At 62.8% G+C, this 23,339-nt stretch carries 27 protein-coding genes; 19 read left to right on the top strand and 8 right to left on the bottom strand.

Annotated elements, in window-relative coordinates; genetic code table 11:
• Positions 1-59: 59 nt before the first annotated feature.
• The 4 genes from pgsA to A3A9_RS0103880 all read left to right on the top strand — a co-directional run bounded on the left by pgsA (position 60) and on the right by A3A9_RS0103880 (position 2,278).
• Positions 60-656 (top strand): CDP-diacylglycerol--glycerol-3-phosphate 3-phosphatidyltransferase, encoded by a 597-nt coding sequence (gene pgsA, locus A3A9_RS0103895; RefSeq protein ID WP_023673449.1) that lies wholly within the window; start codon positions 60-62, stop codon positions 654-656.
• 1 nt (position 657) lies between these two features.
• Complete coding sequence (gene moaD, locus A3A9_RS0103890) at positions 658-915, top strand: molybdopterin converting factor subunit 1 (protein ID WP_027057599.1); 258 nt, start codon at positions 658-660, stop codon at positions 913-915.
• 5 nt (positions 916-920) lie between these two features.
• Positions 921-1,400, top strand: coding sequence for a molybdenum cofactor biosynthesis protein MoaE (locus tag A3A9_RS0103885; protein ID WP_027057598.1), 480 nt, complete (start codon positions 921-923; stop codon positions 1,398-1,400).
• A gap of 113 nt (positions 1,401-1,513) precedes the next feature.
• Positions 1,514-2,278: a YbaY family lipoprotein gene (locus tag A3A9_RS0103880; RefSeq protein ID WP_027057597.1), complete on the top strand. Its 765-nt coding sequence runs from the start codon at positions 1,514-1,516 to the stop codon at positions 2,276-2,278.
• A gap of 22 nt (positions 2,279-2,300) precedes the next feature.
• Here the strand turns inward: A3A9_RS0103880 and A3A9_RS0103875 are convergent, their stop codons facing one another.
• Positions 2,301-2,771, bottom strand: coding sequence for a cupin domain-containing protein (locus A3A9_RS0103875; RefSeq protein ID WP_051370712.1), 471 nt, complete (start codon positions 2,769-2,771; stop codon positions 2,301-2,303).
• A 64-nt stretch (positions 2,772-2,835) separates the two neighbouring features.
• Here A3A9_RS0103875 and A3A9_RS0103870 point away from each other — a divergent pair, with 64 nt between their 5' ends.
• On the top strand, positions 2,836-3,291 hold the full coding sequence (locus tag A3A9_RS0103870) for a MarR family winged helix-turn-helix transcriptional regulator (RefSeq protein WP_027057595.1): 456 nt from the start codon (positions 2,836-2,838) through the stop codon (positions 3,289-3,291).
• A gap of 35 nt (positions 3,292-3,326) precedes the next feature.
• Here the strand turns inward: A3A9_RS0103870 and A3A9_RS0103865 are convergent, their stop codons facing one another.
• The gene (locus A3A9_RS0103865; protein ID WP_027057594.1) at positions 3,327-4,127 is read right to left on the bottom strand and encodes a helix-turn-helix domain-containing protein; all 801 of its coding nucleotides are present in this window, start codon (positions 4,125-4,127) and stop codon (positions 3,327-3,329) included.
• A 178-nt stretch (positions 4,128-4,305) separates the two neighbouring features.
• Here A3A9_RS0103865 and A3A9_RS45655 point away from each other — a divergent pair, with 178 nt between their 5' ends.
• Together A3A9_RS45655 and A3A9_RS0103855 are read left to right on the top strand one after the other, a co-directional pair.
• A complete protein-coding gene (locus A3A9_RS45655; protein WP_027057593.1) occupies positions 4,306-4,680 on the top strand; it encodes a hypothetical protein in 375 nt (124 codons plus the stop codon).
• Between the two features lie 27 nt (positions 4,681-4,707).
• Positions 4,708-5,514 (top strand): alpha/beta fold hydrolase, encoded by an 807-nt coding sequence (locus A3A9_RS0103855; protein ID WP_027057592.1) that lies wholly within the window; start codon positions 4,708-4,710, stop codon positions 5,512-5,514.
• 63 nt (positions 5,515-5,577) lie between these two features.
• Here A3A9_RS0103855 and ndk read toward each other — a convergent pair whose 3' ends face one another.
• Complete coding sequence (ndk, locus tag A3A9_RS0103850) at positions 5,578-6,000, bottom strand: nucleoside-diphosphate kinase (protein WP_027057591.1); 423 nt, start codon at positions 5,998-6,000, stop codon at positions 5,578-5,580.
• Positions 6,001-6,228: 228 nt separating this feature from the next.
• Between ndk and A3A9_RS0103845 the strand changes: the two genes are divergently transcribed.
• Positions 6,229-6,489, top strand: coding sequence for a DUF2934 domain-containing protein (locus tag A3A9_RS0103845; protein WP_027057590.1), 261 nt, complete (start codon positions 6,229-6,231; stop codon positions 6,487-6,489).
• A gap of 64 nt (positions 6,490-6,553) precedes the next feature.
• Here A3A9_RS0103845 and A3A9_RS0103840 read toward each other — a convergent pair whose 3' ends face one another.
• On the bottom strand, positions 6,554-7,246 hold the full coding sequence (locus A3A9_RS0103840; RefSeq protein WP_027057589.1) for a glutathione S-transferase family protein: 693 nt from the start codon (positions 7,244-7,246) through the stop codon (positions 6,554-6,556).
• Between the two features lie 167 nt (positions 7,247-7,413).
• On the opposite strand from A3A9_RS0103840, the gene A3A9_RS0103835 reads away from it, so the two are divergent.
• Both A3A9_RS0103835 and A3A9_RS0103830 read left to right on the top strand, forming a co-directional pair.
• The gene (locus A3A9_RS0103835; RefSeq protein WP_027057588.1) at positions 7,414-7,926 is read left to right on the top strand and encodes a DinB family protein; all 513 of its coding nucleotides are present in this window, start codon (positions 7,414-7,416) and stop codon (positions 7,924-7,926) included.
• Positions 7,927-8,153: 227 nt separating this feature from the next.
• The gene (locus A3A9_RS0103830) at positions 8,154-8,783 is read left to right on the top strand and encodes a hypothetical protein (RefSeq protein ID WP_027057587.1); all 630 of its coding nucleotides are present in this window, start codon (positions 8,154-8,156) and stop codon (positions 8,781-8,783) included.
• A 117-nt stretch (positions 8,784-8,900) separates the two neighbouring features.
• Here A3A9_RS0103830 and A3A9_RS0103825 read toward each other — a convergent pair whose 3' ends face one another.
• Both A3A9_RS0103825 and A3A9_RS0103820 read right to left on the bottom strand, forming a co-directional pair.
• A complete protein-coding gene (locus A3A9_RS0103825) occupies positions 8,901-9,491 on the bottom strand; it encodes a GNAT family N-acetyltransferase (RefSeq protein WP_027057586.1) in 591 nt (196 codons plus the stop codon).
• 82 nt (positions 9,492-9,573) lie between these two features.
• Positions 9,574-10,530: a LysR substrate-binding domain-containing protein gene (locus tag A3A9_RS0103820; protein WP_027057585.1), complete on the bottom strand. Its 957-nt coding sequence runs from the start codon at positions 10,528-10,530 to the stop codon at positions 9,574-9,576.
• A 110-nt stretch (positions 10,531-10,640) separates the two neighbouring features.
• On the opposite strand from A3A9_RS0103820, the gene A3A9_RS44775 reads away from it, so the two are divergent.
• The 6 genes from A3A9_RS44775 (at position 10,641) to A3A9_RS0103790 (ending at position 17,620) form a co-directional block, all read left to right on the top strand.
• Positions 10,641-11,477: a hypothetical protein gene (locus A3A9_RS44775; RefSeq protein WP_027057584.1), complete on the top strand. Its 837-nt coding sequence runs from the start codon at positions 10,641-10,643 to the stop codon at positions 11,475-11,477.
• Between the two features lie 45 nt (positions 11,478-11,522).
• A complete protein-coding gene (locus A3A9_RS0103810) occupies positions 11,523-12,449 on the top strand; it encodes an EamA family transporter (protein ID WP_027057583.1) in 927 nt (308 codons plus the stop codon).
• Positions 12,442-12,645: a hypothetical protein gene (locus A3A9_RS0103805; protein WP_027057582.1), complete on the top strand. Its 204-nt coding sequence runs from the start codon at positions 12,442-12,444 to the stop codon at positions 12,643-12,645. Before A3A9_RS0103810 ends, A3A9_RS0103805 begins: the two co-directional genes overlap by 8 nt.
• Before the next feature lie 161 nt (positions 12,646-12,806).
• Positions 12,807-13,259, top strand: coding sequence for a MucR family transcriptional regulator (locus A3A9_RS0103800; protein ID WP_082221849.1), 453 nt, complete (start codon positions 12,807-12,809; stop codon positions 13,257-13,259).
• A gap of 146 nt (positions 13,260-13,405) precedes the next feature.
• On the top strand, positions 13,406-15,283 hold the full coding sequence (locus A3A9_RS0103795) for an ABC-F family ATP-binding cassette domain-containing protein (RefSeq protein WP_027034548.1): 1,878 nt from the start codon (positions 13,406-13,408) through the stop codon (positions 15,281-15,283).
• 228 nt (positions 15,284-15,511) lie between these two features.
• Positions 15,512-17,620 carry a molybdopterin-containing oxidoreductase family protein gene (locus tag A3A9_RS0103790; RefSeq protein ID WP_027057580.1) on the top strand — a complete coding sequence of 703 codons (2,109 nt, stop codon included), beginning with the start codon at positions 15,512-15,514 and terminating at the stop codon, positions 17,618-17,620.
• A 33-nt stretch (positions 17,621-17,653) separates the two neighbouring features.
• Here A3A9_RS0103790 and A3A9_RS0103785 read toward each other — a convergent pair whose 3' ends face one another.
• On the bottom strand, positions 17,654-18,796 hold the full coding sequence (locus tag A3A9_RS0103785) for a flavin-containing monooxygenase (RefSeq protein ID WP_033838293.1): 1,143 nt from the start codon (positions 18,794-18,796) through the stop codon (positions 17,654-17,656).
• Positions 18,797-18,877: 81 nt separating this feature from the next.
• Positions 18,878-19,387, bottom strand: a complete 510-nt coding sequence (locus A3A9_RS0103780) for an Lrp/AsnC family transcriptional regulator (protein ID WP_161634474.1) — start codon at positions 19,385-19,387, stop codon at positions 18,878-18,880.
• A gap of 74 nt (positions 19,388-19,461) precedes the next feature.
• Here A3A9_RS0103780 and A3A9_RS0103775 point away from each other — a divergent pair, with 74 nt between their 5' ends.
• Genes A3A9_RS0103775 through A3A9_RS0103765 form a run of 3 tightly spaced genes read left to right on the top strand, consistent with a single transcriptional unit; the run spans position 19,462 to position 23,070 of the window.
• Positions 19,462-20,670 carry a diaminopropionate ammonia-lyase gene (locus A3A9_RS0103775; protein WP_027057577.1) on the top strand — a complete coding sequence of 403 codons (1,209 nt, stop codon included), beginning with the start codon at positions 19,462-19,464 and terminating at the stop codon, positions 20,668-20,670.
• Positions 20,667-21,899 carry a Zn-dependent hydrolase gene (locus A3A9_RS0103770; RefSeq protein WP_027057576.1) on the top strand — a complete coding sequence of 411 codons (1,233 nt, stop codon included), beginning with the start codon at positions 20,667-20,669 and terminating at the stop codon, positions 21,897-21,899. The genes A3A9_RS0103775 and A3A9_RS0103770 overlap by 4 nt, the downstream gene beginning before the upstream one ends.
• 4 nt (positions 21,900-21,903) lie before the next feature.
• A complete protein-coding gene (locus tag A3A9_RS0103765) occupies positions 21,904-23,070 on the top strand; it encodes a M20 aminoacylase family protein (protein WP_027057575.1) in 1,167 nt (388 codons plus the stop codon).
• Positions 23,071-23,339: the final 269 nt, after the last annotated feature.

Raw genomic sequence — 23,339 nt, 5'->3', positions numbered from 1 at the left:
TGTTGACCCCCTACATCAGCTTCTGATTTGAGTACGCAGGCAGAAAGAGTCTCCCAGACATGGCCAAGCGCGCGTTCAACCTGCCCAACATGCTGACCTACGCCCGCATCGTCGCGGTGCCGCTGGTGGTGCTGTGTTTTTTTCTCGAAGGCCATCTGAAATCGAGTGACTTCGCCCGCTGGTCGGCGCTGATCATCTTCCTGCTCGCCTCGATCACCGATTACCTGGACGGCTACCTGGCGCGCGCCTGGCAGCAGACCTCCAACATCGGCAAGATGCTCGACCCGATTGCCGACAAGCTGTTGGTGGCCACCTGTCTGCTGCTGTTGGCCGCCGACACCGATCGCCATGCCGGCATCGCCGGCTGGTCGCTGTGGGCCGCGATCATCATACTGTGCCGCGAAATCCTGGTTTCGGGCCTGCGCGAATATCTGGCCGCACTCAAGGTTTCGGTGCCGGTGACGCAGTTGGCCAAATGGAAGACCGCCATCCAGATGGTCGCCATCGCCTTCCTGCTGGCGGGACCGGCCGGCGACAAGATCTTCCCGCTGACCACGCAGACCGGCCTGGTGCTGCTGTGGATCGCGGCACTCGTCACGCTTTACACCGGCTACGACTATTTCCGCGCCGGCCTCAAGCACATCATGGACGAGTGAGATGACGACTCGTCTCATCTATTTTGCCTGGGTGCGCGAACGGATCGGCACATCGGAAGAAGAGGTCGAATTGCCCGCCGGCATCGAGACTGTCGCCGACCTCTTGCGCTGGCTGCAATCGCGTGGCGAAGGCTATGAGCGCGCCCTGCAATATCCCGACGTGATCCGCGTTGCCATCAACCAGGAACATGTCGATCACCGCGAGAAGATTTCAGGCGCGCGCGAGATCGCGCTGTTCCCGCCGATGACCGGGGGCTGACACTGATGTCGGCCGTCCTGGTGCCGAGCGTGCGTATCCAGCGCCAGGATTTCGACGTCGCCGCCGAGATCGCCGCGCTGACGCAAGGCCGCGCCGACATTGGTGCCGTGGTCACCTTCTCCGGTCTTTGCCGCGACGAGCAGGGCGCGCTTTCGGCACTCGAACTCGAACATTATCCCGGGATGGCGGAGGCCGAGATCGGCCGCATCGCCACCGAGGCGGTTCAGCGTTGGCCGCTGCAAGGTCTCACCGTCATCCACCGCCATGGCAAGATCGCGCCGGGACACAACATCGTGCTGGTGGTAGCCGCCTCGGCCCATCGCCAGGCGGCGTTCGAAGCGGCGAACTTTCTCATGGATTATCTCAAATCGCGGGCACCCTTCTGGAAGAAGGAGCATCGCACCGATGGCTCCGAAGGCGGCTGGGTCGAGGCCAAGGAAGCCGACGCCCTCGCTGCCGGGCGCTGGAAGTCGCCGTCCGAATAAATCCCTGTCGCAGCCATGTATTGACCGCAATCCTTTGGCCAATTGCATGAGGTTGATCAGCCTGGGTTCTTGGCAAGCTCGGGCCTTGGCAGTCCGGGGCAAGGGAGGTGGTCATGCTGGACAGGCTTGCGGAGTTCTTCGTTTTCGGCTTCGTGCCTCTGGTCATCGGCATCCTTGCAGTGCCGGAACTGTCCGCGGCCGCCGAAACGGCGGTGAGGGGCGAGGTGATCTATCGCGAACGCATCGCCTTGCCGCCCAGTGCCGTGCTTTCCGTCCAGCTTGCCGATGTCTCGCTGGCCGACGCGCCGGCCAAGATCATCGGCGAGCAGACGATCAAGCCCGCCGGCCAGGTGCCGATCAGTTTCGAAATCAAATTCGACCCATCGGTGATCCGGTCGCAGATGACCTATGCACTGCAGGCCCGCATCACCGTCGACGGCAGGCTGATGTTCATCTCCGATGTGCGCCACCAGGTCGATCCGCTCACCGATGCGCCGCAGACCATCATGCTCAAGATGGTCCCTGCCAGCACCAAGCCGACGGCCTCCGTCTTTGGCCAGCTCTGGGTGGTCGACTATGTCGACGGCATCGGCGCCATCACCGCCCCGCAGGCGACGTTCAGGGTCAGTGAGGCCGGCAAGGCCGGCGGCAGTGGCCCCTGCAACACCTATTTCGCCACCGCCAAGGTCGACGGCCAGGCGATCGCCATCAGCGAGATCGGCTCGACCTACAAGGCCTGTGCACCGGAGGTCATGGCCGAGGAAAAGGCGTTGTTCGATGCGTTGGCCAAGGCGGCGTCCTACAAGGCCGATGCCGGCAAGCTCGCAATATCAGACAAGGACGGCCGCGAAATCCTGCGCTTCAGCGCGGCAAGCTGAGCGAATTCGAAATCGCGTCTAGCTAGGCCGGCGGCGGCGCTGGCGTCAGGCCAAACCTCCGCATCAGATCCATGATCCGGGCGCGATCGGGCGGGCCGTCGGCGCCAAAGATGGCGAACGCCTCCCGGAAATACTCCGGCCCGATCGCGGCCGGCGTCACCATGCAGAGAACCTTTGCTGTCTCGGCGGTACTGTTGTCGAAACGGTGGACGGCGCCGCGCGGAATGCATAGCGCTTGTCCGGGGCCGATATCGTGGCGCTGGCCGTCTACTGTCAGCGTCAGCACGCCTTCGATCCCGTACATCGTCTCCTCGTAATGGTTATGGCTGTGCGCTGGGGCTAGCAGGCGCTGCGAGCCGGGCACCGTCAGCTCGAAGGCGGCGATGCTGCCGTTTGACTGTTCGCCAGTAAGCAGGAAATGGACGGTGAGGCGCCCATCGCCGATTGTCTCGTCCGCGGGATTGACCTGCACCTGGCTGGCTTTGTCTAGCATTCCGTCCTCCTATGTGGTAAATCCAATTTACCACAGTGAGTAAACTCAATTTACCAGGGTGTCAATGCCGTCATCCGTCGAAGATCTTCCAAAAAGGCCGCCGCTGATCGGCGCGCTGTTGCGTGTGCCGGCCCTGGCCATTCATCGCAAGCTGATCAGGGACCTCCGGGCATCCGGTTTCGATGATCTCAGCCCGCCGCATATGTCGGTGATTCAATATCCCGGCCCCGACGGCTGCCGGCCGAGCGCGCTGGCCGAGCGCGCCGCCATGAGCAAGCAGGCGATGAACCAGTTGCTGAAGACGCTGGAGGGGATGGGCTACATAACCCGTTCCTCCGCGCCCGAAGACGGCGGCGGCACGGTCGTCCATTTCACCGATCGCGGCCGTGCCGCCTATCAAAAGATGGCCGACATCCTGCTCGACGTCGAACGGGAATGGGCCGAGGAGCTCGGGCAAAAACGCTTTGATGAGCTGAAGAGGCTGCTCGGCGATTTGTGGGACACGCCGCTCATCCGCTGAAAACCCGGAATGGCAATAATGCCCGACCAGACGGGCTAGGACGATTTCTCCGCCACCATAGCCTTGACGATCCCGATGGTCTGGTCGTCGGCCGGAAACAGCATTTCGAGCGCAAGTTCGGCCAGCGTCACGTCGTTGGGCGTGCCGAAAACGGTCGTGGTGTTGAGGAAGGACACGTTGCCGAGGCGTGTTGCGATGCGCAGCGGCGTTGCCAGCCGCTGCGCCGCATCCAGCCCTTCCGCCGCGTCGGATCCGACCGGCAAGGGATAGGCCATCACTTCGGCCAGCAGGCCCTGGATGACGGGATCGGCGCGCGCCACGATCTGCTGGCGCAGGACATGCACCGTATGCGCGCGCCAGGCCGCGAAGTTCAGGATGCGCGGACCCATGCCGGCAGGATGCAGGATGAGGCGCACGGAGTTGACTGGGCTGCGCATCAGATCGGCCGAGCATCCCTCATAGAGCTGCGGCAGCGCCGAGTTCGACAGCACCACGTTCCAATGGCGGTCGACGGCAAAGGCCGGATAGGGCTTGTGCGCCTGCAGCACGCTGTCGATCGCCTTCCTGGCAGCCTCCAGTTCCGCAAGCGAACGCTCCTGGAAGCCCGGTGCAAAGCCGGCTGCGAGCAGCAGCGTGTTCTGATCGCGCAAGGGCACGGCAAGGCATTCGGCCAGCCGCACGATCATCTCGCGGCTTGGCCGCGAGCGTCCGGTCTCCAGATAGGAAAGATGCCTGGTCGAACTGTCCGCCGCCAGTGCGAGATCGGTCTGCGTCATCCGGCGCTGCTCGCGCCAGCGCCGAAGCAGCACGCCGAAAGGGGTCTGGTGCAGTGTCATCGTCGGAACCTATCGCGCGACGGTGTCGCGGTTCAATGACCTGCAAGGTCAAATTCGCCGTGATCCCGCAGTCGCTTTTTGACCTCCGAGGTCATGGATTTCGAACCTCCGCCTGGCGAATTCTGTCCTCCCAAGAGGCGGTGCATCGCCGCTCTCGCAACCGGATGGAGTGAAGATCATGACCAGATCCATGGATGCTAAGGCGTTGGCCGACCGCTATGTCGCCGTGTGGAACGAGACGGACGCAGAGCGCCGCCGCGCGCGGATTGCCGGCCTGTGGGTGCCCGACGGTGAGCATTATGTCGGTGAACGCGCCGTGCGCGGCTACGAGGCGCTCGAGGCACGGGTGCGTGGATCGCACGAGAAGAATGTCCGCAACGACGGCAACCGCTTCCGCGCCGCCTCGAATGCCCGCCTGCTGCACGACGTCGTTACTTTCACCTGGGAGATGCTGCCGGCCGACAGCGACACCGTGCTGGCGACCGGTCTCGAAGTCCTGACCGTCAACGCCGAGGGTCGGATCCTGGTCGACTACCAGTTCGTCCCGGCCTGAACCGGCTCAAAATCAAGGAGACGAAAAATGCCTTTCATCACCACGACCGACGGGACGCAGCTCTATTGGCGCGAATGGGGGCAGGGGCAGCCGATGCTGTTCCTCAGCAGCCTCGGCTTTGGCAGCCAGATGTGGGACTACCAGATGGCGGCCTTCGCCGAGCAAGGGTTCCGCTGCATCGCCTTCGACCGGCGCGGTCATGGCCGCTCCGACCATCCGGCGCGGGGTTACGATCACGATACTTTAGCCGACGATGTCGCCACGCTGATCGGAGAACTCGATCTCTCCGGCATCACCCTGGTCGGTCATTCGATGGCGGGCGGCGAGGCAGCGCGCTATCTCACCCGGCACGGCAATGATCGCGTCAAGCGGCTCATTCTGCTGGCGCCGATGACGCCGATGCTGCTCAAGACGCACGACAATCCGGGTGGCGCGCCGCGGGAGGGTTTCGAGGCCTTGTGGGCGTTGTGGAAGCACGACTATCCGAAATGGGTGGCCGACAACATCGCGCCGTTCTTCATTCCGGAGACGTCGCCCGGCATGCTGCGCTGGGGCTACACCCTTGTGCAGGTCTCCGTTCCCGTGGCGCTCGCCTGCAGCCGCGACATGGTCGAGCAGGATTTTCGCGCCGAATTGCGCGAAATCACGCTGCCGACCTTGCTCATCCATGGCGACCGCGACCGCTCGGCGCCGATCGAGCTGACCGGCATACCGTCGGCGAAACTGATCCCGGATTGCCGCTTCCTCGTCTATGAGGGCGCGCCGCACGGCATCATGTACACGCATATGGACCGGCTGCATGCCGATATGCTGCAGTTCGTGCGCGAGAGTTGACCGGACCACCAATGAAAAAGGCCGGCGAGACGCCGGCCTTTTCGCATGGAAAATTGCCTCGGCTCAGCCGACGATCTCGGTGTCCGAGAACCAGTACTTGATTTCCTGCGCGGCGGTTTCCGGCGCGTCGGAGCCGTGCACCGAATTTTCGCCGATCGACAGCGCGTGCACTTTGCGGATAGTGCCTTCGGCGGCGTTGGCCGGGTTGGTGGCGCCCATCACTTCGCGGTTCCTGGCAATGGCGTTCTCGCCTTCCAGCACCTGGACGATCGTTGGTTCCGACGACATGAACTCGACCAGTTCGCCGAAGAACGGACGGTCCTTGTGGACGGCGTAAAAACCTTCCGCCTCGCGGCGGCTCATCCACACGCGGCGCGAAGCGATGACGCGCAGGCCGGCATCTTCCAGCATCTTGGTGATGGCGCCGGTGAGGTTGCGCCGGGTCGCGTCCGGCTTGATCATGGAGAAGGTGCGTTCGAGCGCCATGGGTCGTCCTTGTCTGAGAATGGAGATTGGAGTGGCGGGCTCTATACAAGTCGCCCGGCCCATTGCCAAGGCCCGAAGGGCAGGGAGCGCGAGCGAAGCGCAGGGGGACTGCACGTTTCTGTGTCAGGCCGGCGCCGATGAGACGACATCGGATGGCTGTAAAGCAATGCTTTGCTTGCTATAGTAGGGTTTCGGCGCCGCGCTGAAGTCGGCCCGAATGGAGACGACATGACCATGACAGACGATCGCCAGGAGCGCATTCGCAACCGCGCACATCAGATCTGGCAGGAAGAAGGACATCCGGCCGGTCAGGACGAGCGCCATTGGCATCAGGCGGCAGCCGACATTGATCGGGAGGATGCCACGGGGAAGTCTTCGGCAGCCAAGAAGCCATCCAAAAAGGCAACCGGCGCCGCCAAGGCAAAGGCCGAGCCTAAGGAGGAGAAGGCCGCCAAGAAGGCCGGCAAGCCGAAGAAGACGGCCAAGTAGGTCCGGCTATCTCGCGGCTCGCCTTTTTCGCAGGCCTCTTGCGCCGAGGTCGGGCGCTACGGCGTCAGGCCGCCGCGGCAACCTTTCGTCCCAGCCCGCCATGCAGGTCGAGGCAGCGGGCGAACCACTGCGCCACCACATCGGCGTCGTCGAGCAATCTGTAAGGCGAGGCGACACGTGCCCATTGCAGTGCGCCGAAGACGATGTAATCGGCAAACAGCGGTGATGCGCCGCCGATGAAGGGCTGATAGCCGAGCATCGAACGCAGCGGCTCCAGTGCTGTCCGGAAGGCTGCCAGGCCGGCGTCGCGCGCCGCGACGACGTCTTCCAGCTGCTTGCCGAAGCGCTGCTCCCGGCTCCGGCGGAAATACACGGCGTTCTCCTCGTCCTGCATGGCATGCAGGTCGATGAGCGCTGCGGTGGTGACATAGGGATGGATGGTCAATTGCGACCAGCGTTCGATGAAGCGCGCCATCGCCTTGCCGCCGTCGCCGCCAAACAGCGTCGGCCGATCCGGGTAGGCCTCGTCGAGATAGAGGGCGATGGCGAAGGAATCGATCACGACCTTGTCGCCGTCGCGGATCACCGGAACGGTTTTCGAAGCCCCGCCTTCGATGGTGGGAACGTCGAGAAAACGCGTCGGTGCGGTTGAGATATCGAGCCCCTTGTGGGCCAGCGCCATCGTTGCCTTCCAGCAATGCGGACTGAACGGACGGCTCTCGTCACGCCCGACGAGATCATAAAGCAGAATGGCCATTGGCGCGGGTCCCTTTGCGGTCTGGAGCAATTCCAGGAAAAGCGTGTAGCGCTTTCCCTTGGGAATTGCGTCAAAACAAACAGTTAGAGCAATCACCGTTTCCGTGAAACGGTGAATTGCTCTAGGTATCGCTCCCGACACCCCGAAACGGGCGCGGTGGAGAAGAGATGAAACAGCACTTCATGATGTTTGCGGCGTACAATCAATGGGCCAATGGCCGCATCTATGATGCCGCCGCCGATCTTGATGACGAAGAATTCAATCGCGACGTCGGCGCATTCTTCCGCTCGCTGATGGGCACGCTCAACCATCTGCTCGCCGCCGATCGCATCTGGATGAAGCGCTTCACCGGCGAAGGCGACGCGCCGACGGCGCTGGACGCCATATTGTACCGGGCCTTGCCCAGCCTGAGGATGGCGCGCGAGGCGGAGGACCGGCGGATCATCGACTGGCTCGCTGGCTCGAGTGACAAGGCGCTGTCGGGCCGCTTCACCTATATGACGGTATCGGACATGCGCACCGTCTCGCAACGGCTGGCGCCCGCGCTGGCGCATGTCTTCAACCACCAGACCCATCACCGCGGCCAGGCGCATATGATCCTGACGGTTCTGGGCCGCCCTTCCGTGCCGCTTGATCTAGCGCATTTCCAGCGCACCGAGGAAGGGCGCGCATATGCCTGATTTCGGTCTGTGAATTCGCCACGGGTTTGTAAAAGTCTTGATTTTGAGAAAAATTAGATAAAGAATCTTCTACACAAGTAAAAAATACAATATCTGGACTTTTTAAGTATAAAAAATAAAGAAACTAAAACACCTCCAAGAACGTTCATGTGTTGCATGCAGAGTATCGGCCACATATCGGCCTTTTGCTGCAATGCAGAAAATAGAGTGCCCACATGGAGAGTGTCATGGCTAGAATCTGTAAGGGTATCGCCGGCGCGCTGGCGAGTGGTACAATCATCATTGTTCTTTCCCTGCCGGCGATCGCTGGTGGTGGGATTGGCGTCGGTGTCGGCGCCTCGGTGGGCGGTAGCGGCGGTATCAATGCCGGCGCTGGCGCTTCGATCGGCGGCAGCGGCGGCATCAGTGCCGGCGCCGGCGCTTCCGTCGGTGGCAGCGGTGGCGTCAACGCCGGAGCCGGCGCCAATGTCGGCGGCTCGAACGGCGTCAGCGCCGGGCTCGGCGCCTCGGTCGGCGGCAGCGGTGGTATCAATGCCGGCGCCGGCGCCAATGTCGGTGGAACCGGCGGCGTCACCGCCGGGCTCGGTGCCAATGTCGGCGGCACCGGCGGCATCGGCGTCGGTGTCGGCGTGGGCATCGGTGGTGGCACCAATCCCAGCAACCCGTCGAACCCGAGCAATCCGTCCAATCCCAGCAACCCGAGCAATCCCAGCCATCCTAACCTGCCGGGCGTGGTGGCCCAGATGTCGGATAGCAAGATCGCGCGGATGAAGAAGCGCTGTGCCGATGTGCTCAGCAGCGAAGGCACCTATGATCGCGATCTGCGCCAGCTTTGCCTGCTGATCGCAAGGCGCTGATAGGTGGTTGGGTTCAATCAAGAATAAAAGATGCGGCCCGCTCCGGCGGGCCGCATTTTGAATGGCACCGGCAATGGCTGTCTCAGCTTCGCTGGTTGGAAGAGCGGCCCGCGCCAGCTATCGCCGCATTTTCTGCTGCAGCATGGCCTTCACATCAGGCCATTCGGAATCGATGATGCTGAATCGGACGGAATCGCGCTTTCGGCCGTCCGGCATGATCCGCTCATTGCGAACGATCCCTTCCTGTTTCGCCCCTATCCGCAGAATTGCCGCTCTCGACGCTTCGTTCAGTTCATCCGTGGTGAATTGCACCCGCACACAGGCCATGACCTCGAAAGCATGGGCCAGGAGAAGGTATTTGGCCTCGGTATTGACCCCTGATCGCTGGATTGAACCGCTGAGCCATGTGTGACCGATCTCCAACTTTCTGTTCGTGCGATCGATCTTCCAGAACCGCGTACTGCCGCAGATCAGCCCCGTGCGGCGCAGGACGATAGCATAAGGCATGACGGTCCCGGCCTGTCGTCCGGCCAGGGCGTTGGCAATATAGCCATCGATCGTAGCTGGCCCGGGGACCACGGTGGCCTTCAGGTTCCACAGCTCGCCGTCCGCCGCTGCACTCAGAAGTCCTTGCGAATGCTCCAGCTGAAGCGGCTCGAGTTCAACGATTTCGCCGACCAAGGCGGGTTGCCTGGATTGGGCGTCCATGAACCGATCATCCTCAATCTTCCTGGCTGGCGGTCATCGGGAGACAATCAAGGCCCAATCCGAGTTTCATACAACCCGAATTTCAGACGTCCAAAGCCAAGTCACTGATTTCGCTATCCAATTGGCGCTGTGTCAGAGCCGCTTCCGCCATCACCCATTGCTTGAACAGCAGCACCTTGCGTGCGGCAAGGCTCTTGGGGGGAGAGACAAAATACCAACCGGCGCTATTCGGATGGTGGACAGCGAAGGGAGCGACCAGCCTCTCGGCGCGGATGTCGCTCGCCATATAGGCACGGTTGGCGACGGCAAAGCCCATCCCGGCATTGGCCGCCTCGTAGGACATCATGCACGAGTCAAAATAGATACTCTTGGTCTCGCTGAGCACGAAGCTGGCGCCGGCGAAGCCGAGCCAGGATTGCCAGTTCTGGGTGCAGGTGTCGGAATGCAGCAGCGTGAAGTGCTGGAGGTCGTCCGGTATCACCTTCGACATGGGCTTGTCGCCGAGAACCTCATGGAACAGCCTGCGGCTGCACACCGGTGTCAAATCTTCCCGAAACAGCAGGTCGGACGGCAGCCCGTTGAAGTGGCCGTCGCCATAGCGGATTTCGAGGTCAAAGTCGGAGGCCGTGAACTCATGCGTCGCGTAGGAGGTCGAAACCCGCATCACAATATCGGGATGTTGCCGCTGGAACGACGGCAGGCGCGGAAACAGCCAGCGTGCGGCAAAGGTCGGCAGCACCGATATCTTCAGCACATGCTCCTGCGATTGCCCGGTTGCTTCCATGCTGGCGGCCACGATCCGTTCCAGCGCTTCGCGAACGCGCGACACATAGGTCTCGCCCTCCGGCGTCAGCGACACCGCGTTGCCGCCACGCTGGAAAATCTTGAATCGCAGCTGATCCTCCAGGCTTTTGACGCGCTGGCTGACCGCCGAGGCGGTGATAAACTGTTCTTCGCCGGCGCGCGTGAAATTGCCGTGCCTCGCAGCACTCTCCACGATTTTCAGCGAATTGAGGTTGACCTGACTGAGCAGACGCACGGTTTTGACCTTAAGCTGGGCTTACTCTAGCACCAGCATTCCTAATTTTACAGGGGGGGCTAATTTAATCGACTGTTTATCAAGTGTTGCCCCCCACTTGGAGAAGTAGAATGAACGCCCATACAATTCCCGAACTGCGTTACGCGATGAGCCGCGAAGCCATTATCGGCCACGACACCGCCTGGAAAGTGTCCAGCTTCGGCGTCGCGCAATATCTGCACGGCTATGACCCGGCCCTGCTTGCCGCGATCGAGGAGGCCGCCCTGAAACTCAAGGCCAGCCATGCCGTGCACAAGCACCTCGATCTGACCTTCATCACCGGTGCCGACCGTTTCATCCCGGAAATCAAGGAGTTGCTGCACGACAAGCTGCGCCTGGAGCGGTTGTCCGACATGATGGGCACCAAGCTGGAACCCTATCCGCTGTCGATCGTCGGCTCGACCGTCACCTTCATGAATCCCAGGGACGGCGCGGTCGAGTGGCATTGCGACGGCGTTCCGGTCACTGAACTCATTCCGCTGTCGATCAGCGATCCGCTGGTCGGCGGTCATCTCGAAATCTATTGCGACGATTCCGAGACCGGCCGCGCCATCCTCGAATCCGGCCGCGAGATCCCGCGCAACCGCATCATGCGCATCGATCACAAGATGAAGTACGCGACGCTCGGGCAATTCCTTGGCGTCCTGCATCGCACGGCGCCGATCCAGTATGGCGAGCGCGTCACCCTGGTGCTCAACCAGCGTTCGGTGGCCAAGCCCTATGTCGACGATAACAGAATGTTCTATCTTGCCGCCGACAACGACCAGGATCGCGAATGGGTCAACGAGCTGGCCGAAGATGTCTGGACCAACCAGCTGCCGGCCTATCGGCGGTTCGAGGCGGAGCATCCCATGCCCGCCGCCGCTGCCGAAGCACAGTTTCCGGGCGGAGCCAGGGAATCATGGTAGCCAACCATGATCCCGAAAGGTGGGGACCTGTTTTCGGACGCGATCATGGTCAAGCCCGGAGATAGAGCCCCACGCCGATACTTTCGGCACGGATCGGCCTCGATATCCGCGCTTGTCTTTGCCGCGGGCGCGGTGGCTTTGTGGTCGACCAATGCATTGGTCGGCAAATCCCTGCTCGCAAACCATCCGGTGTCGCAGGTGCAGTTCCTGCAATTTGTGGGAGCTGCACTGGTCTTCGGCTTGATCCGGTTCATGAGCCGGGATGGAGCACCGCCGGTCGCGGCCAGAGCCGCGCTCGCACCGCTCGCTGTCGGCTTCATCGGTCTGGTCGGCACTATGGTGCTGCAATACATTGCCTTCGCCTCGATGCCGGTGATCGAAGCAAATCTCGTGGCCTACACTTGGCCCTTGATGGTTGCCGCGGCAGTGATCGTTTTCGAAAAACCCCGCCGTCCGGCTCTGCTAGGCGTTGCCGCGATTATTGGGTTCGTCGGCGTCGTGCTGGTGATTTCGGGCGGGCGTGACCGCACCTGGCTCCAGGGCGATCTCGTCGGCTACTTCGCCGCATTCGGGTCCGCGCTGTGCATGGCATTCTATTCGGTGATGGTCGGTCGGCTCGCCACCTCGCCGGAGCGCCTGTTGCTGCCCTCGTCGCTGGTCGGCGTCGCCTTGACGCTTGTGTGGTCCGCTGGCGAAGGCGTCGCCTGGCCCGCCGGCATGGATCTGGCCCTCGGGCTCTATCTCGGCGCCGGCCCGATGGGGCTGGGTTACTACTTCTGGTCACGCGCCTTGAAGCTCGGAGGCAGCGGCAAGGTCGCTGTCGTCGCTTACCTCACGCCGATTGCTTCGACGTTGCTGCTGACGCTCTCCGGCGAACGACTGACGGTGACCGCCATTGCCGGAGCTATCCTCGTCATCGGCAGTTGTGTTGCTGTCGGCGTGCAACGTTCGGAGGCGCAAGACTATGCTTGACGACAATGAACGTCTCGCCAGGCAGGAAGCACATTGGCTCCTCAAGGAGTTTGGCGCGGAGGCACCACTTTATGCTGCAATGAAGGCCGAAAAGGCGATTGAACAGAAGGATTTCAGGCGCTGTGCCCGCTGGAAACGTATTCTTGAGATATTGGCCGACGGCCGGACAGCCAAGTCTGCAGCTTCCAAGTATTAGATTTTCTAATTTGCGCGACGTCGATTTCCCATAAAGATAGTTATTGTCCAGTCTTGATTCGTGTTGGGACTTGGCGGTCCGTCGAGGGGCGCGGTTAAAGAGATACATCGACAAAAGTCTTCGCTGGGGTGGATGACTTTGTCGCAAATAGGGTGAAAGAATTGTCAAATATCGATGATAAGACCGTTATCGAGCTAACGGCCGATATTGTCTCGGCGTATGTCGGCAACAATCCGCTTCCCGCTTCCGGCCTGCCTGACCTGATTGCCAGCGTCAGCGCCTCGGTTCGAAAGCTGGCAGGTGCGGCCGTCGTGGAAAGCCCGAGCCTGGTTCCGGCTGTCAATCCGAAAAAGTCGGTGTTTCCCGACTACATCGTCTGTCTGGAGGACGGAAAGAAGTTCAAGTCGCTCAAGCGACACCTCAGGACAGACTATGGTTTGAGCCCGGACGACTATCGGGCCAAATGGGGCTTGCCGCCGGACTATCCGATGGTCGCTCCGAATTATTCGGCGACCCGGTCGGCGCTGGCGAAGTCGACGGGACTTGGCCGCAAGCCGGCAGCGGCACCGGCCGTCGTGGCCAAGGCGACAAAGCGCGGCAAGGCCACTGCCTGAGACCTGTGGCCGGTGGGCAAGCCACTGCCGGCTGCCCATAACCGGCTGCTTGACGGCGCGGTTGCGCGCGCCGTTTTCAGGCCTTGCTCGACCAACTGGCCCGCAAGGTCTTGCGAAGCGTTGACGTCCGGTGCAAAAGCGCGGCCATGCTTGTAATCAATGACCTTTCGCTCCGCATGGCCGGACGCCTGCTTCTCGACCACGCCTCGCTGACCTTGCCGGCCGGCACCAAGGCCGGTCTTGTCGGCCGCAACGGCACCGGCAAGACGACGCTCTTCAAGGCCATCACCGGCGATTTTCCCTCCGAGACCGGCTCGATCAGCCTGCCGAAGAACACCCGCATCGGCCAGGTGGCGCAGGAAGCGCCAGGCACCGAGGAGCCGCTGATCGAGATCGTGCTCAAGGCCGACCTCGAACGCACCGCTTTGCTCGAAGAGGAAAAGACGGCGACGGATCCGCACCGCATCGCCGACATCCACATGCGGCTTGCCGACATCGATGCGCATTCGGCCGAGTCCCGCGCTGCCACCATTCTGGCCGGCCTTGGCTTCGACGACGCCGCGCAGCGCCGTCCGGCCTCATCCTTCTCCGGCGGCTGGCGCATGCGCGTGGCACTCGCTGCAGTGCTGTTTTCCGAGCCTGACCTTCTGCTGCTCGACGAGCCGACCAATTATCTCGATCTCGAAGGCACGTTGTGGCTCGAAAACTATGTGTCGAAGTATCCGCACACAGTGCTTTTGATTTCGCACGATCGCGACTTGCTCAACCGCGCCGTCAATTCGATCGTCCATCTCGACCAGAAGAAGCTGACCTTCTGGCGCGGCGGCTACGACCAGTTCGAGCGCCAGTATAGCGAGCAGAAAGAGTTGCAGGAAAAGGGTCGCGTCAAGCAGGAGGCGGCCCGCAAGCATATGGAATCCTTCGTCGAACGCTTCCGCGCCAAGGCCTCGAAGGCGAGACAGGCGCAGTCGCGCATCAAGGCGCTGGAAAAGATGAAGCCGATCGCGGCCATCGTCAATGATTCGGTACGGCCGTTCTCCTTCCCCGAGCCGGTGAAGACGGTTGCCTCGCCGATCGTGGCGCTGAACAACGTCAATGTGGGCTACACCGAGGGCCAGCCGATCCTGAAGAAGATGACGCTGCGCATCGACGCCGACGATCGCATCGCGCTGCTTGGCGCCAACGGCAACGGCAAGTCGACCTTCGCCAAATTGCTGTCGGGGCGGCTCAAGCAGGAGAGCGGCACCATGACGGTGGCGCCCGGGCTGAAGGTGGCGATCTTCGCCCAGCACCAGCTCGATGATCTCCGCCCGGAAGAGAACGCCTATGAGCATGTCCGCCGGCTGATGCCGGAGGCGCCGGAATCCAAGGTGCGCGGCCGCGTCGCCCAGTTTGGTCTGACGACCGAGAAAATGAATACGCCCGCCAAGGACCTGTCCGGCGGCGAGAAGGCGCGGTTGTTGATGGGCCTGTCGGCTTTCGAGGGGCCGAACCTGTTCATTCTCGACGAACCGACCAACCATCTCGACATCGACAGCCGCGAATCGTTGATCCATGCGCTGAACGAATTTCCCGGCGCCGTGATCCTGATCTCGCACGACCGCCATCTCCTGGAGGCGACGGCCGATCGTCTGTGGCTGGTCAAGGATGGCGCGGTCAATCCGTATGATGGCGACCTGGAAGACTACAAGACGCTGGTCACCGGCGTGTCCGGCGACCGCCGCGGCAAACGCGAGGCGGACAAGGCGTCGAAGGCCGACCGCCGCCGGGATGCGGCCGCGCGCCGCGCCGCTTTCGAGCCGCTGGCCAAGGAAATCCGCGCCACCGAAGCGCTGATGGACCGCATCCGCAAACGTATCGACGGCATCGAGGACGAGCTGTCCAACCCGGCGGTCTATGAGAAGGATCCGTCGACTGCGACGCGGCTGGCCAAGGAACGCTCACAGCTTGCCCAGACGCTCGCCGGCCACGAGGAAAAATGGCTGACCATGTCGGCCGAATATGAGGAAGGCACGGCGGAGTAGAGCTTATCTACCCCCTCGTGGGGGAAATGCCCGGCAGGGCAGAGGCGGGCGCTGTCCCGCCAACCTGTCAGCCTTTTTCAATCACCCACAACCGGCTTCGAGGACGAATAGACAGGTCGCGATCCTTCGCGCCCCCCTCTGTCCTGCCGGACATCTCCCACAAGTGGGGAGATTGGCTAATCATCCTGGCCCTACACGCGCCCTTTGAAACCCGCTAGACATGCCCCCATGAACCAGCACGCCAAACTCCGCATCGGCCATTCGGCCTGTCCGCATGATTGCCCCTCGACCTGCGCGCTCGAGGTCGAGCTGCTCGATGGCAATCGCATCGGCCGCGTCCATGGCGCCAAGTCCAACAGCTATACGGCGGGTGTCGTCTGCGCCAAGGTCGCCCGCTACGCCGACCGCGTCCATCATCCAGACCGGCTGCTGAAGCCGCTGATCCGCGCCGGAGCCAAGGGCGACGGCGCGTGGAAGGAATCAAGCTGGGAGGCGGCCCTCGACCTTGTCGCCGAAAAATTCATCGCGGCCGAGGAAAAGTACGGCTCGGAAACGGTGTGGCCCTATTACTATGCCGGCACGATGGGGCTGGTGCAGCGCGACGGCATCGACCGGCTGCGACACGCCAAGAAATATTCCGGCTTCTTCGGCTCGATCTGCACCAATCTGGCCTGGACCGGCTGGATGATGGGGGCCGGTGCCTTGCGCGGGCCCGACCCGCGCGAGATGGCGAAATCCGATTGCGTGGTGATCTGGGGCACCAATGCCGTCGTCACGCAGGTCAATGTCATGACCCACGCCATCAAGGCGCGCAAGGACCGTGGGGCAAAGATCGTCGTCATCGATGTCTACGAAAATGCGACGATGAAGCAGGCCGATCTCGGCCTGGTCCTGAAGCCCGGCACCGATGGCGCGCTCGCATGTGCTGTCATGCATGTGCTGTTCAGGGATGGCCTGGCCGACCGCGCCTATCTCGAAAAATACACCGACGACCCGAAGGGGCTGGAAGAGCATCTGCGGACGCGCACGCCGGAGTGGGCGGCTGGTATCACGGGTTTGGCGGTCGCCGAAATCGAGGCCTTAGCGCGCCTCGTGGGCACGACGAAGAAAACCTATTTCCGGCTTGGCTATGGTTTTGCCCGCCAGCGCAACGGTCCGGTCAACATGCATGCCGCGTCCTGCATCGCCGCGGTCACCGGCGCCTGGCAGTATGAAGGCGGCGGCGCCTTCCACTCCAATTCCGGCATCTTCAAACTCAACCAGGATGTGCTGGAAGGCTCGAAGATGCGCGATCCCTCGATCCGCCATCTCGACCAGTCGCGTACCGGTCCGGTGCTGACGGGTGCCGCGGACGCGCTTTACGGCGGACCGCCGGTCACGGCGATGCTGATCCAGAACACCAATCCGGTGAATGTCGCGCCCGAGCAGCGCCTGGTAAAGCAAGGTTTTCTGCGCGACGACCTGTTCACCTGCGTGCACGAGCAGTTCATGACCGACACGGCCAAGCTTGCCGACGTCGTGCTGCCAGCAACGATGTTCCTCGAGCATGACGACGTCTACAAGGGCGGCGGCAACCAGCACATCACGCTGGGGCCGAAACTGATCGAGCCGCCGGAGGGGCCGCGCACCAATCACTTCGTCATCGAGCAATTGGCGGAGCGCCTCGGCGTCGCCGACCGCCCAGGCTTTGGTCTGACCGAACAGCAGCACATCGACATCATCCTGGGCAAGCGTGGTCTGGGCAGCTTCGCCAGTCTGAAGGAAGACAAGTGGATCGATCTTCAGCCGGATTTCGAAGCCGCACATTTCGTCAACGGCTTCGGCCATGCGGATGGAAAATTCCACTTTCGCGCCAACTGGAGTGGGCAGGCCGCCCCCAACCGGCCACCGAAGAGCATGGGCCTGTTCGGGCCGGTGGATCAGCTGCCGGAATTTCCCGATCATGTCGACCTGATCGAAGTGGCCGACGAGGCGCATCCGTTCCGGCTGACGACCTCGCCGGCGCGCAACTTCCTCAATTCGACCTTTGCCGAGACGCCCGTGTCGAAGGAAAAGGAAGGCAGGCCGGCGCTGCTCCTGCATCCCGACGATGCGGCGGACCTTGGCCTTGCCGATGGCGACCGGGTCGAGGTTGGCAACCGGCGCGGTGACCTGGTGCTGCACGCGAAGTTCTTCGAAGGCGTCAAGCGCGGCGTGGTGATCGCCGAAGGCATCTGGCCAAACAGCGCGCATGAGCGCGGCGAGGGCATCAACGTGCTGACCGGCGCCGACGCGCCCGCGCCCTATGGCGGCGCGGCCTTCCACGACAACAAGGTGTGGCTGCGCAAGGCAAGTTGAGTTGGGCGAGCGCGTCGGCCGTCTGGGGGCCGACTATACCGGCAGGATTTCGGCCGCCTTCTTCCTGTTCAGCCGCTGCCGGATGTCGTCGGTGATCGCCTGGGCTTCGATGCCGATTTCACGCAACAATCCGGTGACCGCGTTGTGGAAACCGATGAGGTAGAGGCCGAGATCCGAAGCTTTGGGGGTAACGCCACTGCGGTCCGGCTGGATGCCGGGCTCGAGGAATCTGGCATAGCCCGGCCGGTAACCGGTCGCGAAGATGATCGCGTCGAACTCGCTGTGTTTGCCGTCGGCGAAACGGACACCGCGTTCCGAGATCTCGGCGATATCGGGCGCAACCTTGATCGCGCCTTCGCGGATCTTGGCGATGGTGCCGACGTCGATCACCGGAATGCGCGATGCAATCGCAATCTGTTCCAGCAGTCCCTGTCCCGGCCGTTTGAGTCCATATTTTTCCAGCCTGCCCAGCACCAGGTCGAGAATGACCGGGAACAAAGCGTCATTGAGGCGCTGCGGCCCCAAGCGCGTTGCCATGCCGACCATCTGGATAGGCACGCCGAACAGTTCGCGCGGCACGATATGAACGCCGCCGCGCACGGAAATCGTCGGTCGCGCACCGTTTTCCGCCAGATCGAGCGCAATCTCGGCGCCGGTGTTGCCCATGCCGATGACCAGCACCGACTGGCCAGCGAAAGGCGTGGCATTGCGATAGTCGGCGCTGTGCAGTGTCTTCCCCGTGAAGCTGTCGATGCCTGCAAATCCCGGCCGCAAGGGCTCGGCATTGTAGCCTGACGCGATCACCACATGCTTGGCGCGCAGCGGGCCGGACGACGCGTCCACACGCCAGCCGCGACCCTCCCGGGCGATCGCTTTCACCGTTTCCCCAAACCGGGGCTTGAGGTCGAAGCGTTGCGCGTAGGCATCGAGATATTCGACGAAGAGGTCGCGCGGCACATAACGCGGATAATGGTTCGGGAAGGGCACGAAGGGCAGCGACGAATAGCGCTTGGTCGTATGCAGGTGGACGCGTTCGTAATGGCGTCGCCAGGCGGGTGCGGCCTGCTGCTCTTTTTCGATGATGATGAAGTCGATGCCCGCCTGCCGCAGGCAGGCGGCAACGGCCAGGCCCGCCGGCCCGGCACCGATGATCGCAACTGTCGTGGTGTTGTCCAAGCGCGCCTCCCAACAAATTCGCGTCCGGAGAACGTCGAAAAGCACGGCAGGACCGGACTGGAGCCTGCCTGCCGGTAATGCTCAACCCGGCAACGGCACCGTCAGTCCGACCTTGACGCGGTCCATGGCGACGAAGGTGCGGAATTTCCGGACATTGTTGCTGCCGAAGAACAGTTTTCGCGTCAGGGACTCATAGGCGCCCATGTCGGCCACGGTGATGACGAGGATGAAGTCGGCTTCGCCCGTGACATAGTAGCATTGCTGCACTTCGGGCGTTTCCGAGAATTGCCGCTTGGCCGCGTCGATCAGTTCGGTGCGTTCGCTCTCTAGCTCCACCTCGACGAAGATGGTGATGGGCTGGCCGACCGCCGCAGGCTCGATGATCGCGACATTGCTGGCGATGACGCCGGCCTGCTCCATGCGCTTGATGCGGCGCTGCACCGCCGGTGCCGACAGGTTCACCGCTTCGCCGATCAGCCGCTGCGGCGTCGTGTTGTCCCGCTGCAGGATGGCAAGGATGGCGAGATCGAAACTGTCGAGTGAGGCCGGCGATTGGGGCAATGGAGGTGTCCAGGTGAAACAAACTTGCATTTCGGAGGTCCAATTACAGCGCTCTTTGCGCTCGTCCTGCAATATGGTCTCGCCTGATACCAAGGAGGCCGCTAGTGTTCCTGCCCAACCGCAATGCCTTGCACGGCAAGCCGCTTGATGCGGCCGATGCCGAAACCCTGGGAATTGCCGGTGCGGATAAGGTTGAGCGTTTTCTGGCCCATCGTGACAATCATGTGGTGACGCCACTGCACGCGCTGCCGGCACTGGCGAGCGCACTGGGCCTCGATGCACTGCATGTCAAGGACGAGGGCTTCCGTCTCGGTCTTGGCAGCTTCAAGGCGCTGGGCGGCGCTTATGCTGTGTTCCGTCTGGTGCTGGAGGAAGCAAGCAAGCGGCTTCGGCGCTCCGTCGATGTCGCCGACCTCGGTCGGCCCGAGGTTCGCTCGGTCGCCGCGAAGATGATTTTTGCCTGCGCCACCGACGGCAATCACGGCCGCTCGGTCGCGCAGGGCGCTGAACTTGCCGGAACCAGGGCCGTGATCTTTGTGCATGCCGGCGTCAGCGAGGACCGCATCGCTGCCATCGCCCGCTACGGTGCGGAGATGGTCCGGGTCGACGGCAATTATGACGATTCGGTCATGCAGGCCGCGCAAGTTTCGGCCGAGAGGGGCTGGACGGTTGTCTCGGATACGTCGTGGCCGGGCTATGAGCGCATCCCCGGCCTGGTGATGCAGGGCTATACGGCGATCGTGCGCGAAGCGCTGCGCCAGCTCCGCCAGCCGCCGACCCACGTCTTCGTCCAAGCAGGCGTCGGCGGCATTGCCGCCGCGGTGGCCGGCCATCTCGCCATCGTGCTCGGCGACGCCAGGCCAACCTTCATTGTCGTCGAGCCCGCGCGTGCCGCATGCATCGTCGCAGCCGCTGTGGCAGGGCGTGTGGTCAAGGTGGCGCACGATCAGCCGACTGTCATGGCTATGCTTGAATGCTACGAGGCCTCGCAGGTCGCCTGGCGAATGCTGGCGCGCGTCGCCGACGCCTTCATGACCGTGGACGAGGACGACGCCATCGCGGTGATGCGACGCTTGGCACGGCCGGCCGGCAGCGATCCGGTAATCATCGCCGGTGAGAGCGGAGGCGTCGGCCTTGCCGGACTGATCCGGGCGGTGGCCGAAAATAGGGCCGATCTCGGCCTCGACGGCAGATCCCGCGTGCTGGTGATCAACACGGAAGGGGCAACTGACCCGCATCGCTACGCCGAACTGGTCGGCATGAGCCCGGCCGATGTGCTGGCCTGCAGACTGGCTGCCGAGGCAACACCGTGATCGCGATCGATGCACAGCGCCTGCTTGGCCGCATTCGTGAACTCGGCGCCGTTGGCCGCGATGGCGAGGGCAGGCTGATCCGGCTGGCCGCTTCCGACACCGACAGGCAGGGCCGCGACCTCTTCGTCGGCTGGCTGCGGCAGGCCGGGCTCGATGTCGCCATCGACCGCATCGGCAACATCTTTGGCATTTGGCAAAGCGCCGACAATGCCGGCGAGGCACCGCTGCTCATCGGCTCCCACATCGACACGGTCATCGACGCCGGCATCTATGATGGCTGCTACGGTGTGCTTGCCGGGCTGGAGGTGATCGAGACGCTGCAGGCGTCCGGCCTCTCGCCGTTGCGCCCGCTCGCCGTCGCTGCCTTCACCAACGAGGAAGGCGTGCGCTTTTCTCCCGACATGATGGGGTCGCTGGTCCATGCCGGCGGCGTCGATGTCGAAGCAGCACTCGCCGCTGTCGGCACCGACGGCAGCACGCTCGGACAGGAACTGGCCCGTATCGGCTATGCCGGCGACCGCGAACCGGGTTTTCTCAAGCCGCACATCTATGTCGAACTGCATATCGAGCAGGGGCCGGTTCTGGAGCGCGAAGGCATCCCGATCGGCGCGGTCGAAACCTTGCAAGGCATCTCCTGGCAGCGCATCACCCTCGATGGCGTCGCCAACCATGCCGGCACCACGCCGATGTCGATGCGCAGCGATGCCGGATATGCCGCGGCGCGTGTCGTCAGCTTCCTGCATGACCGGGCAGCGGCTTCCAATTCGCCGACCGTTGCCACCGTCGGCACGATGCGCTTCGAGCCGAACGCCATCAACGTCATTCCATCGCGCGCCGTCTTCACCGTTGATCTGCGCGATCCCGATGAGCAGCACCTGCAGGCGGAGGAGGCGGCGCTGGCAGCCTTTCTCGAGCAGCTTGCCGCCGAGGGCATTACTGTTACGGTCGAAAGGCTGGCCCGCTTCAAGCCGGTTGTCTTCGACGACCGGGTCGTCGAGCTGATCGAGGGCGCGGCGAGGAAGCGCGGGCTTGCCTCGCGGCGCATGACCTCGGGTGCGGGCCATGACGCGCAGATGATCGCGCGCATCGCGCCGGCGGCGATGATCTTCGTGCCGAGTGCTGGAGGCATTAGCCACAGTCCGCGCGAGCACACTGAAGACACCGAGCTTGTTGCCGGCGCCAACATCCTGCTTGATGTCGTCATTGAACTTGCCGAGCTCGAGGGGTGAAGACATGGCGGAACTCGATCCCGAAACGTTGAAGCGCGAGATGACCGCTTGGCGGCACGATCTGCACGCACATCCCGAATTCGGCTTTGAGGAGAAACGGACTGCTGCTTTCGTCGCCGCCAAGCTGCGCGAATTCGGCCTGGACGATGTCAGTGAGGGCGTCGGTGGCACCGGTGTCGTTGGCACGCTCAAGCGCGGCAGCGGTAACCGCGCGATTGCGCTGCGGGCTGACATGGATGCTTTGCGTATCACCGAGCAGTCGACCGCGCCCTATCGCTCCGGCAATGCCGGGGTTATGCATGCCTGCGGTCATGACGGCCACACCGCCATGCTGCTTGGCGCGGCAAAGCGGCTGGCCTGCGAGGGCGGTTTCGACGGCACCGTGCGCTTCATCTTCCAGCCGGCCGAGGAGTGGGGCAGGGGCGCGCTGGCCATGCTCGACGATGGCCTGATGCAGCGCTTCCCCTTCGACGAGATCTTTGGCCTGCACAATATGCCTGGCCTCGCCGTCGGCCATTTCGAGACCCGCGCCGGCCCCGTTATGTCAGCGGAGGACAATTTCGAGATCGTGCTCAGAGGGATCGGTGGCCATGCGGCGCGGCCGCATTCGGGAAACGAAACGCTGGTCGCCGCCTGCGCGCTGGTCACCAATCTGCAGACCATCGTTTCGCGCCGGCTGAGCCCGGCCGACATAGCGGTGGTTTCGGTGACCGAACTGATCACCGACGGCACCCGCAATGCACTGCCCGGTCTTGCCCGCATCCTCGGTGATGCCCGTAGTTTCCGCCCCGAAGTCAGCGCCGAGATCGAGCGCCAGATGCGCATCATCGCCGAGGGCACCGCTACAGCTTACAACGTCAGCGCCGAGGTCAGCTACACCAGAGAATTCGTGCCCTTGCGCAACGATGCCGAACTGGTCGACGCGGCCTTCGTCGCCGCCAAAAACGTCTTCGAGCCAGACAATATCGCGGTCGCCCGTGAGCCGATGACAGGGTCGGAGGATTTCGCCCGCTTCCTCGACGATGTGCCGGGCTGCTTCGTCTTCCTCGGCAATGGCGAAGCCTCGGCACCGCTCCACAATTCCAGCTACGACTTCAACGATGACGGGCTGTTGTTCGGCGCCAGTTTCCATGTCGCCATCGCCAGGCAAAGGCTCGCGACCGGGAGATGATCTCGACGGATTTTGACGGGCTCGCCTTACGCGCCAGCTCTCCGGCTTGATTCAATCGGTCAACCAGCCGGTTGTGGGCGCTGATATCGTTGACTTAACCCAATCCACAGCATCACCATCCTGACTGCGGCGTGCCCCTCGACGCGGATTCGGTGACAACCACATGACGTTAGGGCAAGACTCAGCTAGCCTGCGTTGTGCGGCGGACCTGATATATCCGCTTGGCCGGCGCCTTCTCCTCCCAAGCGGCGCCGGCCTTCTTCCCCAAT

This window comes from Mesorhizobium loti CJ3sym (genome assembly GCF_000472785.1).
Taxonomy (GTDB): Bacteria; Pseudomonadota; Alphaproteobacteria; order Rhizobiales; family Rhizobiaceae; genus Mesorhizobium; species Mesorhizobium loti_E.
The sequence above is the reverse complement of the archived record's forward strand: the minus strand, read 5'-3'. Positions and strand labels throughout refer to the sequence as shown.

Bases quoted from the DNA above. Each gene is read 5' to 3' on its own strand.
- ndk (WP_027057591.1), bottom strand. From the start codon at position 6,000: ATGGCGCTCGAACGCACCTTCTCCATGATCAAGCCGGACGCGACCCGG.
- A3A9_RS0103840 (WP_027057589.1), bottom strand. From the start codon at position 7,246: ATGGCCATTCTGCTTTATGATCTCGTCGGGCGTGACGAGAGCCGTCCG.
- pgsA (WP_023673449.1), top strand. From the start codon at position 60: ATGGCCAAGCGCGCGTTCAACCTGCCCAACATGCTGACCTACGCCCGC.
- A3A9_RS0103845 (WP_027057590.1), top strand. From the start codon at position 6,229: ATGACCATGACAGACGATCGCCAGGAGCGCATTCGCAACCGCGCACAT.
- A3A9_RS0103795 (WP_027034548.1), top strand. From the start codon at position 13,406: ATGCTTGTAATCAATGACCTTTCGCTCCGCATGGCCGGACGCCTGCTT.
- A3A9_RS0103790 (WP_027057580.1), top strand. From the start codon at position 15,512: ATGAACCAGCACGCCAAACTCCGCATCGGCCATTCGGCCTGTCCGCAT.
- A3A9_RS0103780 (WP_161634474.1), bottom strand. From the start codon at position 19,387: ATGCAAGTTTGTTTCACCTGGACACCTCCATTGCCCCAATCGCCGGCC.
- A3A9_RS0103880 (WP_027057597.1), top strand. From the start codon at position 1,514: ATGCTGGACAGGCTTGCGGAGTTCTTCGTTTTCGGCTTCGTGCCTCTG.
- moaD (WP_027057599.1), top strand. From the start codon at position 658: ATGACGACTCGTCTCATCTATTTTGCCTGGGTGCGCGAACGGATCGGC.
- A3A9_RS0103810 (WP_027057583.1), top strand. From the start codon at position 11,523: ATGGTCAAGCCCGGAGATAGAGCCCCACGCCGATACTTTCGGCACGGA.
- A3A9_RS0103870 (WP_027057595.1), top strand. From the start codon at position 2,836: ATGCCGTCATCCGTCGAAGATCTTCCAAAAAGGCCGCCGCTGATCGGC.
- A3A9_RS0103765 (WP_027057575.1), top strand. From the start codon at position 21,904: ATGGCGGAACTCGATCCCGAAACGTTGAAGCGCGAGATGACCGCTTGG.
- A3A9_RS44775 (WP_027057584.1), top strand. From the start codon at position 10,641: ATGAACGCCCATACAATTCCCGAACTGCGTTACGCGATGAGCCGCGAA.
- A3A9_RS0103835 (WP_027057588.1), top strand. From the start codon at position 7,414: ATGAAACAGCACTTCATGATGTTTGCGGCGTACAATCAATGGGCCAAT.
- A3A9_RS0103855 (WP_027057592.1), top strand. From the start codon at position 4,708: ATGCCTTTCATCACCACGACCGACGGGACGCAGCTCTATTGGCGCGAA.
- A3A9_RS0103865 (WP_027057594.1), bottom strand. From the start codon at position 4,127: ATGACACTGCACCAGACCCCTTTCGGCGTGCTGCTTCGGCGCTGGCGC.
- A3A9_RS45655 (WP_027057593.1), top strand. From the start codon at position 4,306: ATGACCAGATCCATGGATGCTAAGGCGTTGGCCGACCGCTATGTCGCC.
- A3A9_RS0103875 (WP_051370712.1), bottom strand. From the start codon at position 2,771: ATGCTAGACAAAGCCAGCCAGGTGCAGGTCAATCCCGCGGACGAGACA.
- A3A9_RS0103830 (WP_027057587.1), top strand. From the start codon at position 8,154: ATGGCTAGAATCTGTAAGGGTATCGCCGGCGCGCTGGCGAGTGGTACA.
- A3A9_RS0103825 (WP_027057586.1), bottom strand. From the start codon at position 9,491: ATGGACGCCCAATCCAGGCAACCCGCCTTGGTCGGCGAAATCGTTGAA.
- A3A9_RS0103885 (WP_027057598.1), top strand. From the start codon at position 921: ATGTCGGCCGTCCTGGTGCCGAGCGTGCGTATCCAGCGCCAGGATTTC.
- A3A9_RS0103805 (WP_027057582.1), top strand. From the start codon at position 12,442: ATGCTTGACGACAATGAACGTCTCGCCAGGCAGGAAGCACATTGGCTC.